This is a genomic window from Pseudomonas sp. YA1 (assembly GCF_058680555.1).
The window spans coordinates 110,535-125,341 of sequence record NZ_JBZWBG010000004.1 but is presented as its reverse complement, the minus strand read 5'-3'; the positions used below and the strand labels follow the sequence as shown (position 1 = coordinate 125,341).

11 protein-coding genes are annotated in these 14,807 nt (G+C 64.8%); 8 read left to right on the top strand and 3 right to left on the bottom strand.

The genetic code is table 11. The annotated features are described in order from the left end of the window. Positions 1 to 109 precede the first annotated feature (109 nt). Both AC4OR5_RS06925 and AC4OR5_RS06920 read right to left on the bottom strand, forming a co-directional pair. A complete protein-coding gene (locus AC4OR5_RS06925) occupies positions 110 to 670 on the bottom strand; it encodes a response regulator transcription factor (protein ID WP_003094419.1) in 561 nt (186 codons plus the stop codon). Positions 671 to 695: 25 nt separating this feature from the next. Continuing rightward, positions 696 to 1,964 (bottom strand): ATP-binding protein, encoded by a 1,269-nt coding sequence (locus AC4OR5_RS06920; RefSeq protein WP_003094421.1) that lies wholly within the window; start codon positions 1,962 to 1,964, stop codon positions 696 to 698. 276 nt (positions 1,965 to 2,240) lie between these two features. Here AC4OR5_RS06920 and AC4OR5_RS06915 point away from each other — a divergent pair, with 276 nt between their 5' ends. The 3 genes from AC4OR5_RS06915 (at position 2,241) to AC4OR5_RS06905 (ending at position 6,509) form a co-directional block, all read left to right on the top strand. Further along, positions 2,241 to 2,951, top strand: coding sequence for an SIMPL domain-containing protein (locus AC4OR5_RS06915; RefSeq protein ID WP_003094423.1), 711 nt, complete (start codon positions 2,241 to 2,243; stop codon positions 2,949 to 2,951). Between the two features lie 252 nt (positions 2,952 to 3,203). Beyond that, positions 3,204 to 4,817, top strand: coding sequence for an ABC transporter substrate-binding protein (locus tag AC4OR5_RS06910; RefSeq protein WP_024947241.1), 1,614 nt, complete (start codon positions 3,204 to 3,206; stop codon positions 4,815 to 4,817). Between the two features lie 93 nt (positions 4,818 to 4,910). Beyond that, positions 4,911 to 6,509: an ABC transporter substrate-binding protein gene (locus AC4OR5_RS06905; RefSeq protein WP_023098049.1), complete on the top strand. Its 1,599-nt coding sequence runs from the start codon at positions 4,911 to 4,913 to the stop codon at positions 6,507 to 6,509. Positions 6,510 to 6,576: 67 nt separating this feature from the next. Here AC4OR5_RS06905 and mdpA read toward each other — a convergent pair whose 3' ends face one another. Continuing rightward, positions 6,577 to 7,794, bottom strand: a complete 1,218-nt coding sequence (mdpA, locus tag AC4OR5_RS06900; RefSeq protein ID WP_023875900.1) for a metallopeptidase MdpA — start codon at positions 7,792 to 7,794, stop codon at positions 6,577 to 6,579. Positions 7,795 to 7,962: 168 nt separating this feature from the next. Here mdpA and psdR point away from each other — a divergent pair, with 168 nt between their 5' ends. The 5 genes from psdR to AC4OR5_RS06875 all read left to right on the top strand — a co-directional run bounded on the left by psdR (position 7,963) and on the right by AC4OR5_RS06875 (position 14,801). Beyond that, entirely contained in the window at positions 7,963 to 8,526 is a 564-nt protein-coding gene (gene psdR / locus AC4OR5_RS06895) for a transcriptional regulator PsdR (protein ID WP_003094433.1), read from the top strand. A 265-nt stretch (positions 8,527 to 8,791) separates the two neighbouring features. Further along, on the top strand, positions 8,792 to 10,393 hold the full coding sequence (locus tag AC4OR5_RS06890; RefSeq protein ID WP_058161095.1) for an ABC transporter substrate-binding protein: 1,602 nt from the start codon (positions 8,792 to 8,794) through the stop codon (positions 10,391 to 10,393). Positions 10,394 to 10,617: 224 nt separating this feature from the next. Continuing rightward, on the top strand, positions 10,618 to 12,072 hold the full coding sequence (locus tag AC4OR5_RS06885; protein WP_079992456.1) for an OprD family outer membrane porin: 1,455 nt from the start codon (positions 10,618 to 10,620) through the stop codon (positions 12,070 to 12,072). Between the two features lie 49 nt (positions 12,073 to 12,121). Further along, positions 12,122 to 13,723, top strand: coding sequence for an ABC transporter substrate-binding protein (locus AC4OR5_RS06880; protein WP_058161092.1), 1,602 nt, complete (start codon positions 12,122 to 12,124; stop codon positions 13,721 to 13,723). Between the two features lie 67 nt (positions 13,724 to 13,790). Beyond that, positions 13,791 to 14,801, top strand: coding sequence for an ABC transporter permease subunit (locus tag AC4OR5_RS06875; RefSeq protein ID WP_003105448.1), 1,011 nt, complete (start codon positions 13,791 to 13,793; stop codon positions 14,799 to 14,801). The last annotated feature ends 6 nt before the right edge of the window (positions 14,802 to 14,807 follow it).

Below are 14,807 nucleotides of genomic sequence, written 5' to 3'. Positions count from 1 at the left end.
GTCCGCTGGATATCCCCGGCGACCGGCGGAATCTGCGAAATCCACCGCGATTCGACGGAAAGCGGAAAGCACAGGGGGCGCCATGCGGCGCCCCGTTGTCATTTACGCTTCAGCGCCGTACCGGCCGCTTCTGCAGCTTGCGCTGCAAGGTCCGTCGATGCATGCCCAGGGCACGGGCGGTGGCGGAGATGTTGCCCTCGTGCTCGGCGAGCACGCGCTGGATGTGCTCCCATTGCAGGCGATCCACCGACATCGGGTTTTCCGGCACCAGGGTGTCCAGGTCGGCGTGCTCGGAGAGCAGCGCGGCCAGCACGTCATCGGCATCCGCCGGCTTGCACAGGTAGTTGCAGGCGCCGCGCTTGATCGCCTCCACCGCGGTGGCGATGCTGGAATAGCCGGTGAGGATCACCACCCGCATGTCCGCGTGCAGCTCCAGCAGCTTCGGCAGCAGCACCAGGCCGGAGTCGCCTTCCATCTTCAGGTCGAGCACGGCATAGTCCGGCGTATCCTGCTGGGCCAGCGCCAGGCCTTCCTCGGCGGAGCCGGCGGTGCTGACCCGCAGGCCGCGACGGCTCATGGCCCGGGCCAGGACCCGGGTAAAGGTGGGATCGTCGTCCACCAGCAGGAGGTGGGGATGTTCTTCCCCTTCGAAGAGCAGCTCTTCAGACATAGGCAGGGCCTCTCAGACGGATCACTCAAGCCATTCCGTAGCTGCGCGGCAAGCGCAGTTCGGTCAGAGTGCCGCCATCTTCGTGGTTATACAACTTCACCGTTCCACCAGCGCGGGTCACGCTGGCCTGACTGAGAAACAGGCCGAGGCCGAAGCCCTTGCCCTTGGTGGTGAAGAACGGTTTGCCGATCTGTTCGGCGATCGCCAGGGGCACCCCGACGCCGTGGTCGCGGATACTCAGGCAGATACTGCTGCTGTCCCAGTCCAGGCGGATGTCGAGGTCGTCGGGACAGGCGTCCGCCGCATTGTTCAGCAGGTTCAGCAGAGCCTGGCTGAGGTCGGTCGGCGGGGTCAGGCGCGGCGCGGAGCCGAGGCCCAGGCACTGGTAGCGGTAGGAAGCCTCCGGACGCATCAGGTGCCAGCGGCGCAGCACCGATTCCAGCCATTCCGCGGCGCTTTGCTCTTCGATCGCCTGGCGACGGTCGGCCTCGGCCGCCCGTACCAGTTGCTGGAGGGTGTGCTTGCACTGCTTGACCTGTTCCTGGAGCAATGCCAGGTCTTCCTGCAGGGTCGGGTCCTGCGGGCGCTCCTGGCGCAGTTCGTTGAGCAGCACGCTCATGGTCGCCAGCGGCGTACCCAGTTCGTGCGCGGCACCGGCCGCCTGGGTGGCCACCGCGAGCAACTGCTGGTCGCGCATGCTTTCCTCGCGCCGCTCGGCCTGCATGTGCGCCTGCCAGCGCAGCGCCTCGGACATCTTCACCACGAAGAAAGTGATGAAGGCCGCCGACAGGGCGAAGTTCAGCCACATGCCGAACAGGTGCAGGTTGATCAGCATCGCCTCGTGCTGAACCGCCTGCAGGTGCAGCGGGTGGTACCAGATCAGCAGCAGGGTGTAGCCGGTCAGGGCCAGGCCGGAGAGCACCATGGAGTAGATCCAGGGCAGGGTCGCAGCGGCGATGGTCAGCGGTACCAGGTAATAGGAAACGAAGGGGTTGGTCGAGCCGCCCGAGTAATACAGCAAGGTGCTGTGGATGATCAGGTCGCAGGCCAGTTGTACCGCGTACTCCTGGTCGGTCACCGGCCACGGCGCGCGCAGGCGCAGCGCGGTGAACAGGATCAGGCAGGCGGACAGGCCAAGGGTCAGGCCGAGCGCCAGCCACGGCAGCGGCAACAGATCGGAGAGCCAGGCGAAACCCACCGAGCCGGCCTGCGCGGCCAGCACGAGAATACGGATGAGGAGCAGACGGCCAAGGTTCTGGCGACTGGCGGAGAGCAGGAAAACCGGTGCGCGCATGTTTTCTTCCGGAATAAGCGCGAGTATAGCCAAGACGCTGTCGGCAACTCTGCGGCAAAGTGACTCAGAAACCTCGCAGGTCGCCATCCTGCCCTGTTTCGCCGAGCGCTGTCAGGGCTCAGATCAGTAAATTTCACGTTTTTTCCGAAATCGCCTAACCCGTTCCGGGGAAAGCCTTCGTCTCATGGTCCAAGACTGGCGTATAGGCGTGTTTGCCGCGCCTGCCGGAACGATGCTCTACAGTGTGAATTCAGCCTTAGTACAAGGAGTTGCCCAATGTCTGCGATTTCCCGCCTGGCCGCCGCCGTCACCCTCTGCGCCGCCAGCCTCTCGGCCGTCGCCGAGGAAGCGCCGCGCTACAACCAGGTCTCGCTGCACGCCGAAGTCAGCCAGCAGGTGGCCCACGACCTGATGCAGGTCACCCTCTACAGCGAAAACCAGGGCAGCGATCCGGCCAAGCTCGCCGCCGAGACCACCAGCGTCCTCAACGCCGCCGTCGCCGACGCGCGCAAGGTCAAGGGCGTGACCATCAGCCTGGGCAGTCGCAACAGCTATCCGGTCTACGACGACAAGGGCCAGAAGATCACCGGCTGGCGCGAGCGCGCCGAGCTGCGCCTGGAAAGCTCCGACTTCGCCGCCCTCGGCCAGCTTTCCGCCGACCTGCTGGGCAAGCTGAAAATGGGCGGCATGGACTTCAGCATCGCCGATGCGACCCGCAAGAAGAACGAGGACCAATTGATGAAAGGCGCCGTGGACGCGTTCAAGGAGCGCGCCCAGTTGCTCACCGAGGCGCTCGGCGGCAAGGGCTATAAGCTGGTCAGCCTGAGCGTGAACAGCGCCGGCGCGCCGCGCCCGTATCCGGTGATGCGGATGGCGGCGATGAAGGCCGACGCCAGCTTCGGCGGCGCCCAGGCGCCGGAGATCGAGGCCGGGACCAGCCAGGTCACGGTCAACGCCGACGGTGTGATCGAGGTGCAGATGCCCTGATCCGGTCGGCGCGCACCACAAGAGGCAGCCTCCGGGCTGCCTCTTGCGTTTCCACTGTCTCTCGCGCAGCAAACGCGGCCTGCGTCGCGTTTGCGCAAATTCGAAAATGCGACATTCCCTTTCAATCGGATAACAACATCTACACTGAAGCGACCTCGACGCTTGCGGCCGGCACACGCCCTGCATAGCTTCGCGCAAGACAGCTCACGAGGCTGTCCCTCGCAGACAATCAAAATAACCAGAGGTCACTCCATGCGTAGAAACGCCGTCATCCGCTCCGCGATCATGCCCTCGCTGCTCGGCGCAGCGCTGGTCGCCGCCGTTCCCCAGGCCTTCGCCAGCAACCTGATCTTCTGCTCGGAAGGCAGCCCGGCCGGCTTCGATCCCGCCCAGTACACCACCGGTACCGATTTCGACGCCGCGGCGGAAACCGTCTTCAACCGCCTGACCCAGTTCGAGCGCGGCGGCACCAAGGTCCTTCCCGGCCTTGCGGAAAGCTGGGACGTCAGCGACGACGGCAAGACCTATACCTTCCACCTGCGCAAGGGCGTGAAGTTCCACAGCACCGACTACTTCAAGCCGACCCGCGAATTCAATGCCGACGACGTGCTGTTCACCTTCGAACGCATGCTCGACAAGGATCATCCGTTCCGCAAGGCCTACCCCACCGAGTTTCCCTACTTCACCGACATGGGCCTGGACAAGAACATCGCCAGGATCGAGAAGCTCGACGAGCACACGGTGAAATTCACCCTCAACGAGGTCGACGCGGCCTTCATCCAGAACCTGGCGATGCCCTTCCCATCGATCCAGTCCGCCGAATACGCCGCGCAACTGCTCAAGCAGGGCAAGGCCAGCGATATCAACCAGAAGCCGATCGGTACCGGCCCGTTCGTGTTCAGCCGCTACCAGAAGGATGCGCAGATCCGTTTCAAGGGCAACAAGGACTACTGGAAGCCGGACGAGGTGAAGGTCGACAACCTGATCTTCGCCATCAACACCGACGCCTCGGTGCGCGCGCAGAAGCTCAAGGCCGGCGAGTGCCAGATCACCCTCAACCCGCGCCCCGCCGACCTCGACGCGCTGAAGAAGGACCCGAACCTGAACCTGCCGTCGCAGGCCGGCTTCAACCTCGGCTACATCGCCTACAACGTCACCCACAAGCCGTTCGACAAGCTGGAAGTACGCCAGGCGCTGGACATGGCGGTGAACAAGAAGGCCATCATCGACGCCGTCTACCAGGGCGCCGGCCAGTTGGCGAGCAACGGCATGCCACCGACCCAGTGGTCCTACGACGAGACCATCAAGGACGCGCCCTACGATCCGGCCAAGGCCAGGGAGCTGCTGAAGAAGTCCGGGGTCGCCGAAGGCACCGAGATCACCCTGTGGGCCATGCCGGTACAACGCCCCTACAACCCCAACGCCAAGCTGATGGCGGAAATGCTGCAGAACGATTGGGCGAAGATCGGTATCAAGGCGAAGATCGTCACCTACGAATGGGGCGAATACATCAAGCGCGCCAAGGGCGGCGAGCATGACGCCATGCTGATCGGCTGGAGCGGCGACAACGGCGACCCGGACAACTGGCTCGGCACCCTCTACGGCTGCGACGCGGTGGACGGCAACAACTTCTCCAAATGGTGCGACGCCGGCTACGACAAGCTGGTCAAGGATGCCAAGCGCACCACCGACCAGGGCAAGCGCACCGAGCTGTACAAGCAGGCCCAGCACATCCTCAAGGAACAAGTGCCGATCACCCCGATCGCCCACTCCACCGTGTACCAGCCGATGCGCAAGACGGTACACGACTTCAGGATCAGTCCCTTCGGCCTGAACTCGTTCTACGAGGTCAGCGTCGGCAAGTAGCTTCGCCTGCCAGCCGCGCCGCCCCGCCACGAGCGAGGCGGCGCCTCTCCCCAGGGCGGCCGACCCGGCCGTCCCGCTCCAGAGGAGTCATCCATGCGACCACGCTCTGCCCTGCGCTACAGCCTGCTGCTACTCGCCTTCGCCGCCAGCGCCGCCATCCAGGCCCAGCCGAAGACCCTGGCGGTGTGCACCGAAGCGGCGCCGGAAGGGTTCGATCCGGCCCGCTATACCTCCGGCTACACCTTCGACGCCTCAGCCCATCCGCTGTACAACGCGCTGGCCGCGTTCGCTCCGGGCAGCGCCACGGTGATCCCGGCCCTGGCGGAAAGCTGGGACGTCTCCGCTGACGGCCTCGTCTACACCTTCCGCCTGCGCCAGGGCGTGAAATTCCACAGCACCGAGTACTTCAAGCCAAGCCGCGAATTCAACGCCGACGACGTGCTGTTCAGCTTCCAGCGCATGCTCGATCCGCAGCACCCCGCCCACGACCTTTCGCCCAGCGGCTACCCCTACGCCGACGCCATGCAACTGCGCGACATCATCGAGCGCATCGAGAAGATCGACGAGCACCAGGTGCGCTTCGTCCTCAAGCACCCGGAGGCGCCGTTCCTCGCCGACCTGGCCATGCCGTTCGGCTCGATCCTCTCCGCCGAATATGCCGGCCAACTGATCGCCAGGGACAAGGGCGACGAACTCAACAGCAAGCCGATCGGCACCGGCCCGTTCGTCTTCACCCGCTACCGCAAGGATGCCCAGGTGCGCTACGCGGCCAACCCCGACTACTGGAAGGGCAAGCCGGCCATCGACCACCTGGTGCTGGCGATCACCCTCGATCCCAACGTGCGCGTGCAGCGCCTGCGTCGCAACGAATGCCAGATCGCCCTGACGCCCAAGCCGGAAGACGTCGCCGCGTTGCGCCAGGACCCGCAACTGACGGTGCTGGAAGAAGCGGCGATGATCACCTCACACGCCGCGATCAACACCCGGCACGAACCGTTCGACGACCCGCGCGTGCGCCGGGCGATCGCCATGGGCTTCAACAAGTCGTCCTACCTGAAGATCGTCTTCGGCGACCAGGCCCGCCCGGCCATCGGCCCCTACCCGCCGATGCTGCTCGGCTACGACGACAGCATCCGCGACTGGCCCTACGACCCCGAACGGGCCAAGGCCCTGCTGAAGGAAGCCGGCGTCGCCCCGGACACACCCCTGAACCTCTACATCAGCACTGGCAGCGGCCCCGGCGGCAACCCGGCGCGAGTGGCGCAACTGATCCAGTCCGACCTGGCCGCCATCGGCATCCGGGTGAACATCCGCCAGTTCGAGTGGGGCGAGATGGTCAAGCGTACCAAGGCCGGCGAACACGACATGATGCTCTACAGCTGGATCGGCGATAACGGCGACCCGGACAACTTCCTCACCCACAACCTCGGCTGCGCCTCGGTGGAGTCCGGGGAAAATCGCGCGCGCTGGTGCGACAAGGGCTTCGACGAAGCCATCCGCAAGGCGCGCATGAGCAACGACGAGAGCCAACGGGTAGCGTTGTACAAGGAAGCGCAGCGGATCTTCCACGAGCAGATGCCCTGGTTGCCGCTGGCGCATCCGTTGATGTTCGACGCGCAACGCAAGAACGTCAGCGGCTACCGCATGAGCCCGATGTCGGCGCGGGACTTTTCGCGGGTGAAGCTGGACTGATCGCTGCGCCGCACGCGGGAAGCCCTGGCCCTTGCCTTCCCGCGTGCGGCGTTATCGTTCGGCCGGCTCAGCCGCCGAGGCCGAAGGGATCGTCGATGGACGGGCTCGGTTGGGTGAACCAGCGCGGTCCTTCCTCCGTCATGTAGAAGTGATCCTCCAGGCGAATGCCGAACTCGCCGGGCACGCAGATCATCGGTTCGTTGCTGAAGCACATGCCGACATCCAGCGGCGTGCGATCGCCACGCACCAGGTACGGGCCTTCGTGGACGTCCATGCCGATGCCATGCCCGGTGCGGTGCGGCAGGCCAGGCAGGCGGTAGTCCGGCCCCAGGCCGTTGGCCTCCAGCGAACGCCGCGCGGCGGCGTCCACCGCCTCGCAGGGCTGGCCCAGACGCGCGGCCTCGAAGGCCGCCAGTTGGGCGTCGCGCTCCATCCCCCAGAATTCGCGCTGGCGTGCGCTGGGCGTGCCGAACACATAGCTACGGGTGATATCCGACTGGTAGCCGTGCACCTGGCAGCCGGTATCGATCAGCACCATGTCGCCATCCTTCAGCACCTGCGCATGCTTCACCCCATGCGGGAAGGCACTGGCGGCACCGAACAGGACGATGCAGAAGGTCGAACCGGGCGCGCCCACCTTGCGGTGCGCCTGGTGGATGAACTCGGCGACTTCGGTGGTGCTGATGCCTTCACGGAGAATGCTCGCCGCGGCCTTCTGCACTTCCAGGGTCATGTCCTTGGCCCGCTGCATCAGCGCCAGCTCCTCGGCCGACTTGCGCATCCGTCCCTGGTCGATCAGCGGTGCGGCGCTGACGAAGTTCCTGCCCGGCGCCAGTTGGCGCAAGCGCTCGAACATGCCGAACGGCAGGCTCGGACACAGTGCGACCGGGCTGCGCTCACCCACGCCGAGCGCCTCCAGGCGATCGAGCAGCAGGCGGTAGGGATCCTGGTGTTCCTCCCAGGTGTGGATGGCGCCGTCGACCACCTGGAAGTCGCGCACCGTCCCTTCCTCGAAGGCCGGCGCAAGGTATTCGAGGGCGCCCTCGGCGGGCAGCAGCGCACCCACCAGGCGTTCACTGGGGTGCCATTGCACGCCGCTGAAGTAACGCAGGTTGCTGCCTGCATGCAGGTACGCCGCGGCGATGCCATGCTCGCCCATCCACGCCTGGGCCGCGGCGATTCGCGCACGGTAAGACGCCAGGCCGATCGGCTGCGCGCCGTCCATCATGTTCCGCAGACGCTCCAGCGCCTGCGCAGGGGTACTCCCGCCAACACCCACGGTCATTTGTTGTTCTCCTCGTCTGGACCGGGCTGAAATTTAAGTCGAGCTTAAATTCAGGTCAAAACAAATTTTCAGTCACACTTAAAAAATAGGGGTTCGGGTAGTTCATCTGTCAGACTTTATTGACGCCCCGCGCTGGGTATACTGCGCCTTTCAACAAGAGTCTCCCCAATGACCGTAGACCGCATCGGCGAACGCCTGCGTCGCTATCGCCGCGCCGCCAAGAAGACCCTGCACCAAGTCGCCAGCGAATCCGGTCTCACCGCGAGCTTCCTCTCCCAGGCGGAGCGCAACCTCACCGGTGTATCGATCTCTTCCCTGGCCAACATCGCCAAGTCGCTGAATATCCCGCTCAATGCCCTGTTCGACCAACCGGCACAACCCCAGCCCGACTCCCACGAAGGCGAGCGGGTACGCTACACCATCGAGGGCCAGCCGCTGGCCTACGAACGCCTGTCCAGCTCCTTCCCCGGCAACCTGATCAATGCGGTCAAGATGAACATGCCGGTGGGCTACCAGTCGGAGCTGATCTCCCATGAGGGCGCCGAGTTCTCCTACGTCCTGTCCGGGCAGATCGTCTACACCATCGAGGGTCGCCAGTACCCCCTCGGCGCCGGCGACTCGGTGCACTTCGACGCGACCAAGACCCATTGCCTGGCCAACGTCGGCAGCGATGTGGCGGAGGTCCTGACCATCACCACCATGGGCCTGTTCGACGACCATCCGACGCCCTGAGCCAGTCCGCAGCGTACCTTCCCCTCCTGTCAGGCAAACGTTTTCGCAAGAGAAATGTTAGTCGTGCTTAATTTTCGTTGACCACAATTTCAGCATGACTTAATTTCGGCATCAGCGAATCGTCGACCAACAACAAACGGACGATCGCTGTCGCCGCACAGGGTCCATGGCTGTCACCCGCCATCCATGGAAAGGCGAGAGTTGCCATGGCCCATAAGGCCGATCCTCAGACGATGCCCTTAGAAAAAGAAAAAATGAGGTTTGCATGCGTAAGATCCTTCCCCTTCGGGCCTGGCTGGCAGCCGGTCTGATCCTCGGTTCCCCGTTCTCCCACGCCGCCAGCAACCTGGTGTTCTGCTCGGAGGGCAGCCCGGCCGGCTTCGATCCCGCCCAGTACACCACCGGCACCGACTACGACGCGACCTCGGTCACCCTGTTCAACCGCCTCGTCCAGTTCGAGCGCGGCGGCACCCGGGCGATCCCGGCCCTGGCGGAAAGCTGGGACATCGGCGACGACGGCAAGACCTACACCTTCCACCTGCGCAAGGGTGTGAAGTTCCACAGCACCGACTACTTCAAGCCGACCCGCGAATTCAACGCCGACGATGTGCTGTTCACCTTCCAGCGCATGCTCGACAAGAATCATCCGTTCCGCAAGGCCTACCCCACCGAGTTTCCCTACTTCACCGACATGGGCCTGGACAAGAACATCGCCAGGGTCGAGAAGCTCGACGAGCACAGGGTGAAGTTCACCCTCAACGAGGTCGACGCCGCCTTCATCCAGAACCTGGCGATGGACGTCGCCTCGATCCAGTCCGCCGAGTACGCCGGGCAGTTGCTCGAGGCCGGCAAGCCACAGCAGATCAACCAGAAGCCGATCGGCACCGGGCCTTTCATCCTGAGCCGCTACCAGAAGGATGCGCAGATCCGCTTCAAGGGCAACAAGGACTACTGGAAACCCGAAGACGTGAAGATCGACAACCTGATCTTCTCGATCAACACCGACGCCGCGGTGCGCGCGCAGAAGCTCAAGGCCGGCGAGTGCCAGATCACCCTCAACCCACGCCCCGCCGATCTCAAGGCCCTGCAGGAAGCGGCGAACCTGAAGGTGCCCTCGCAGCCAGGCTTCAACCTCGGCTACATCGCCTACAACGTCACCCACAAGCCGTTCGACCAGCTCGAAGTACGCCAGGCGCTGGACATGGCGGTGAACAAGCAGGCCATCATCGACGCCGTCTACCAGGGTGCCGGGCAACTGGCGGTGAACGGCATGCCGCCGACCCAGTGGTCCTATGACGAAACCATCAAGGACGCCCCGTTCGATCCGGCCAAGGCCCGGGAACTGCTGAAGAAGGCCGGCGTCGCCGAGGGCACCGAGATCACCCTGTGGGCGATGCCGGTGCAGCGTCCCTACAACCCCAACGCCAAGCTGATGGCGGAGATGATCCAGGCCGACTGGGCGAAGATCGGCATCAAGGCCAGGATCGTCAGCTACGAATGGGGCGAGTACATCAAGCGCGCCCATGCCGGCGAGCATGACGCCATGCTGTTCGGCTGGACCGGCGACAACGGCGATCCGGACAACTGGCTGGCGACCCTCTACGGCTGCGACTCGATCAACGGCAACAACGTATCGAAATGGTGCGACGCGGCCTACGACAAGCTGGTCAAGGCTGCCAAGTGGGTCTCCGACCAGGACAAGCGCAGCGAGCTGTACAAGCAGGCCCAGCACATCCTCAAGGAGCAGGTGCCGATCACCCCGATCGCCCACTCCACCGTGTACCAGCCGATGAACAAGTCGGTGCATGACTTCAAGATCAGCCCCTTCTCGCGGAACGCCTTCTATGGCGTAACCAACCAGCCCTGATGCCGACGCCGCCCCGGTCGTGAAACGACCGGGGCGCAGAAGAACGGCACGACCCGTACTTCATTTCTTTGCTTTTCCTGCCCGTGTTCCAGAACGGCGCTGCGCGCGTTCCGCCAGGAGCGCTCGCCTCGCCGTATTCGACCGCCGCGCCCAGGCGCGGGCGAAACCGGCGCAAACCTGGTGGGTAAAACAGGTGCCATGACAACAATAAAGGGAGCAATCAGGTGATGAGATACCAACGAGTGACCGGCGCGACGCTGGGACTGGCCTTGATGGCATCGGCCGCGCCAGGCTGGGCGGCGGACGAGCAGGAAACCCCGCCGACCCCGGACAATCCCAGCTACGCCGCCCAGGTGCAGAGCATCCCCAGCGTGGAGAAACCGATCAAGGGCCAGGCCGGCGCCAGCGGGCTGTTCGAGGGGCAGAGCCTGATCCTGACCACTCGCAACTTCTATTCCCGGGAAAACATGAAGGACAGCTTCACCTTCCGCATTCCCAAGGCCGGCGGCGGCTCCCAGCGCATCCACCAGCGCAACGCCTGGGTCCAGGGCACGGTGCTCAAGTACAGCTCGGGCTACACCCAGGGCAGCATCGGCTTCGGCTTCGACGTCGCAGCCTTCAACGAGATCGCCCTGGAGCGCGGCAAGGGCCGCATCGGCGGCGGCGGCAACCGGACCCTGGCGAACAGCGATGGCGAGGCGATCGGCGAATGGTCCAAGCTGGGCGTCGCCAATATCCGCCTGCGCGCCTCGAACACCGAATTCAAGGCCGGTCGCTTCCTGGTCAACACTCCGGTGTTCAGCTATATCGACAACCGTGCCCTGCCCTCCAGCTTCACCGGCTTCGCCGTGACCAGCGAGGAGCTGGACAACCTCAGCCTGCAGGCCGGCAGCTTCCGCAAGGTCAGCCCGCGAACCGGTTCCGGCGACGAGGACATGACCACCGAGTACGGCACCCGCCAGGTCAAGGGCGACCGCCTGAACTACCTGGGCGGCAACTACAAGCCGCTCGACGGGCTGGAGATCTCCCTCTATGGCTCGCATTTCCAGGACGTCTGGAACCAGTACTACCTGGGCGTGACCCACGACATCGGCGACCTCGAGAACGGCATCGCCCTGCGCACCGCCTTCAACGGCTACCACACCGGCGACACCGGCGCGCGCGAGGCCGGCTACATCGACAACGACACCTGGAGCCTGGCCTTCACCCTCGGCCATCGCGCCCACGCCCTGACCCTGGCCTACCAGCAGGTCGACGGCAACGAATACTTCGACTACGTGCACGAGACCTCGGCGATCTTCCTGGCCAACTCGATGCTGGCCGACTACAACAGCCCCAACGAGAAGTCCGCGCAGGTCCGCTACGAGACCGACTGGAGCTACTACGGGGTCCCCGGCCTGAGCACCGGCGTGTGGTACGTGAAGGGCTGGGACATCGACGGCACCCACTACGACGGCGATCGCAACGGTGCCTACGGCAACTACGCCGAGGTGCGCGCCCAGGACGGCGAGAAGCACCACGAGCTGGGCCTGATGGCGGCCTACAAGGTGCAGAACGGGCCGATCAAGGACAGCACCTTCAAGCTCACCTACATGATGCACAAGGCCAGCCAGAACCAGGTCGACGGCAGCGTCAACGAACTGCGCCTGGTCAGCACCTTCCCCTTCAACCTGCTGTAAACCTGCGACAACCGGCGGCCCCGGCGACGGGGCCCACGAGGAGGACCCCATGCTCCATCCGTTGCTCCGACACCTGCCCCTGGCCCTGGCCCTGGCGCTATGCGCCGCCGGCGCGGCCCAGGCGAAGAACCTGGTGGTCTGCACCGAGGCCAGCCCGGAAGGCTTCGACATCGTCCAGTACACCGGCGCGGTGACCGCCGACGCCTCCGCGGAAACCGTGTTCAACCGCCTGCTCGCCTTCCGCCCCGGCACCACCGAGGTGATCCCGGGGCTGGCCGAGCGCTGGGACGTCAGTGCCGACGGACTGAGCTATACCTTCCACCTGCGCCCCGGCGTGAAATTCCATACCACCGACTACTTCAAGCCGACCCGGAGCCTGAATGCCGATGATGTGCTGTGGACCTTCCAGCGCGCCCTCGATCCGAAGCATCCCTGGCATGCCTCGGCGCTGCGCGGCTACGCCTACTTCGACGCGATGGGCATGGGCGAGCTGATCAAGTCGGTGGAAAAGGTCGACGAGCTCACCGTGCGCTTCGTCCTCAACCGTCCCGAAGCGCCGTTCCTGCGCGATATGGCGATGCCCTTCGCGTCCATCTATTCCGCCGAGTACGGCGACCAGTTGCTCGCCGCCGGCAAGCTGGGCCAGCTGAACAACCAGCCGATCGGCACCGGGCCGTTCGTCTTCAAGCGCTACGCCAAGGACGCCCAGGTCCGCTACACGGCGAACCCGGACTACTACGCCGGCAAGCCGCCGATCGACAACCTGGTGTTCGCCATTACCCTCGATCCCAACGTGCGCATGCAGAAGGTCCGTGCCGGCGAGTGCCAGGTCTCGCTGTACCCGAAACCGGAGGACGTGCCGCGCCTGAAGCAGGACCCGAACCTGGCGGTGGACGAGATCGATGCCCTGCTGACCACCTACATTGCCATCAACACCCAGCACAAGCCGCTCGACGACCCGCGCGTGCGCCAGGCGATCAACCTCGCTCTGGACAAGAAGGCCATGCTCGACGCGGTGTTCGGCCCCGGCGCGGCCAGTCCGGCGGTCGGTCCCTATCCCCCGACCCTGCTCGGCTACAACCATTCGATCCAGGACTGGCCGCACGATCCCGAACGCGCCAGGGCGCTGCTCAAGGAAGCCGGTGCGGAAAATCTCAGGATCACCCTGTTCATTCGCAACGGCACCTCGCCTACCATCCCCAACCCCGCCCTGGCGGCACAGATGCTGCAAGCAGACCTGGCCAAGGCCGGCATTCAGCTGACCATCCGTTCCCTGGAATGGGGCGAGCTGCTCAAGCGTTCGAAGGCCGGCGAGCACGACCTGTCGCTGCTTGGCTGGGCCGGCGACAACGGCGACCCGGACAACTTCCTCAGCCCGAACCTGAGCTGCGCCGCCGCCGAGTCGGGTGAAAACCAGGCGCGCTGGTGCGACAAGGACTTCGAGGCGCTGATGCGCAAGGCCCGCGAGGTGAGCGATCCGGCCGAGCGGGCGAAACTGTACGAGCAGGCCCAGGTGGTATTCCACGAACAGGCCCCATGGATACCGCTGGCCTACCCGAAGCTGTTCAACGTCCGGCGGAACACGGTGCAGGGCTACGTGATCAATCCGTTGAGCAACAACAACTTCGCCACCACCTCGGTGAAGCCGTAGAAGAACAAGGACCACAGCCCTGCCGCCAGCGGGGCGCACGGTCCGCGATGAGGAGTTACCCGCCAACATGCTTAGTTTCATTGCACGACGATTGGGGTTGCTGATCCCCACCTTCTTCGGCGTGACGCTGCTCACCTTCGCGCTGATCCGCCTGATTCCCGGCGACCCGGTGGAAGTGATGATGGGCGAACGTCGCGTCGATCCGCAGATGCATGCCGAGGCCCTGCACCGCCTGGGCCTGGACAAGCCCTTGTACCAGCAGTACCTGGACTACGTGGGCAATCTGGCACAGGGCAATCTCGGCGAATCGCTGACCACCCGCGAAGGCGTCTGGCACGAATTCCTCACCCTGTTCCCGGCGACCCTGGAACTGTCCCTGGCCGCCATGCTCTTCGCCGGCACCTTCGGCCTGCTGGCCGGGGTGATTGCCGCCCTGAAACGCGGTTCGTTGTTCGACCACGGGGTGATGACGGTGTCCCTCGCCGGCTATTCGATGCCGATCTTCTGGTGGGGCCTGATCCTGATCATGCTGTTCTCCGTGTCGCTGGGCTGGACGCCGGTGTCCGGCCGTCTCGACCTGCTCTACGACATCGAGCCGAAGACCGGCTTCATGCTGATCGACACCCTGCTTTCCGACGAACAGGGCTCGTTCCTCGATGCCGTGCGCCACCTGATCCTGCCGGCCATCGTGCTGGGCACCATCCCGCTGGCGGTGATCGCCCGCATGACCCGCTCGGCGATGCTCGAGGTGCTGCGCGAAGACTATGTGCGCACCGCCCGCGCCAAGGGCCTGTCGCCGGCCCGGGTGGTCTTCGTGCACGCCCTGCGCAACGCGCTGATTCCGGTGCTGACGGTATTCGGCCTGCAGGTCGGCACGCTGCTCGCCGGCGCGGTGCTGACCGAAACCATCTTCTCCTGGCCGGGCATCGGCAAGTGGCTGATCGACGCCATCAGCCGTCGCGACTACCCGGTGGTGCAGAACGGCATCCTGCTGGTCGCCACCCTGGTCATCCTGGTCAATTTCGTCGTGGACATCCTCTACGGCCTGGCCAACCCGCGCATTCGCCACCAACGCTGAGGAGCC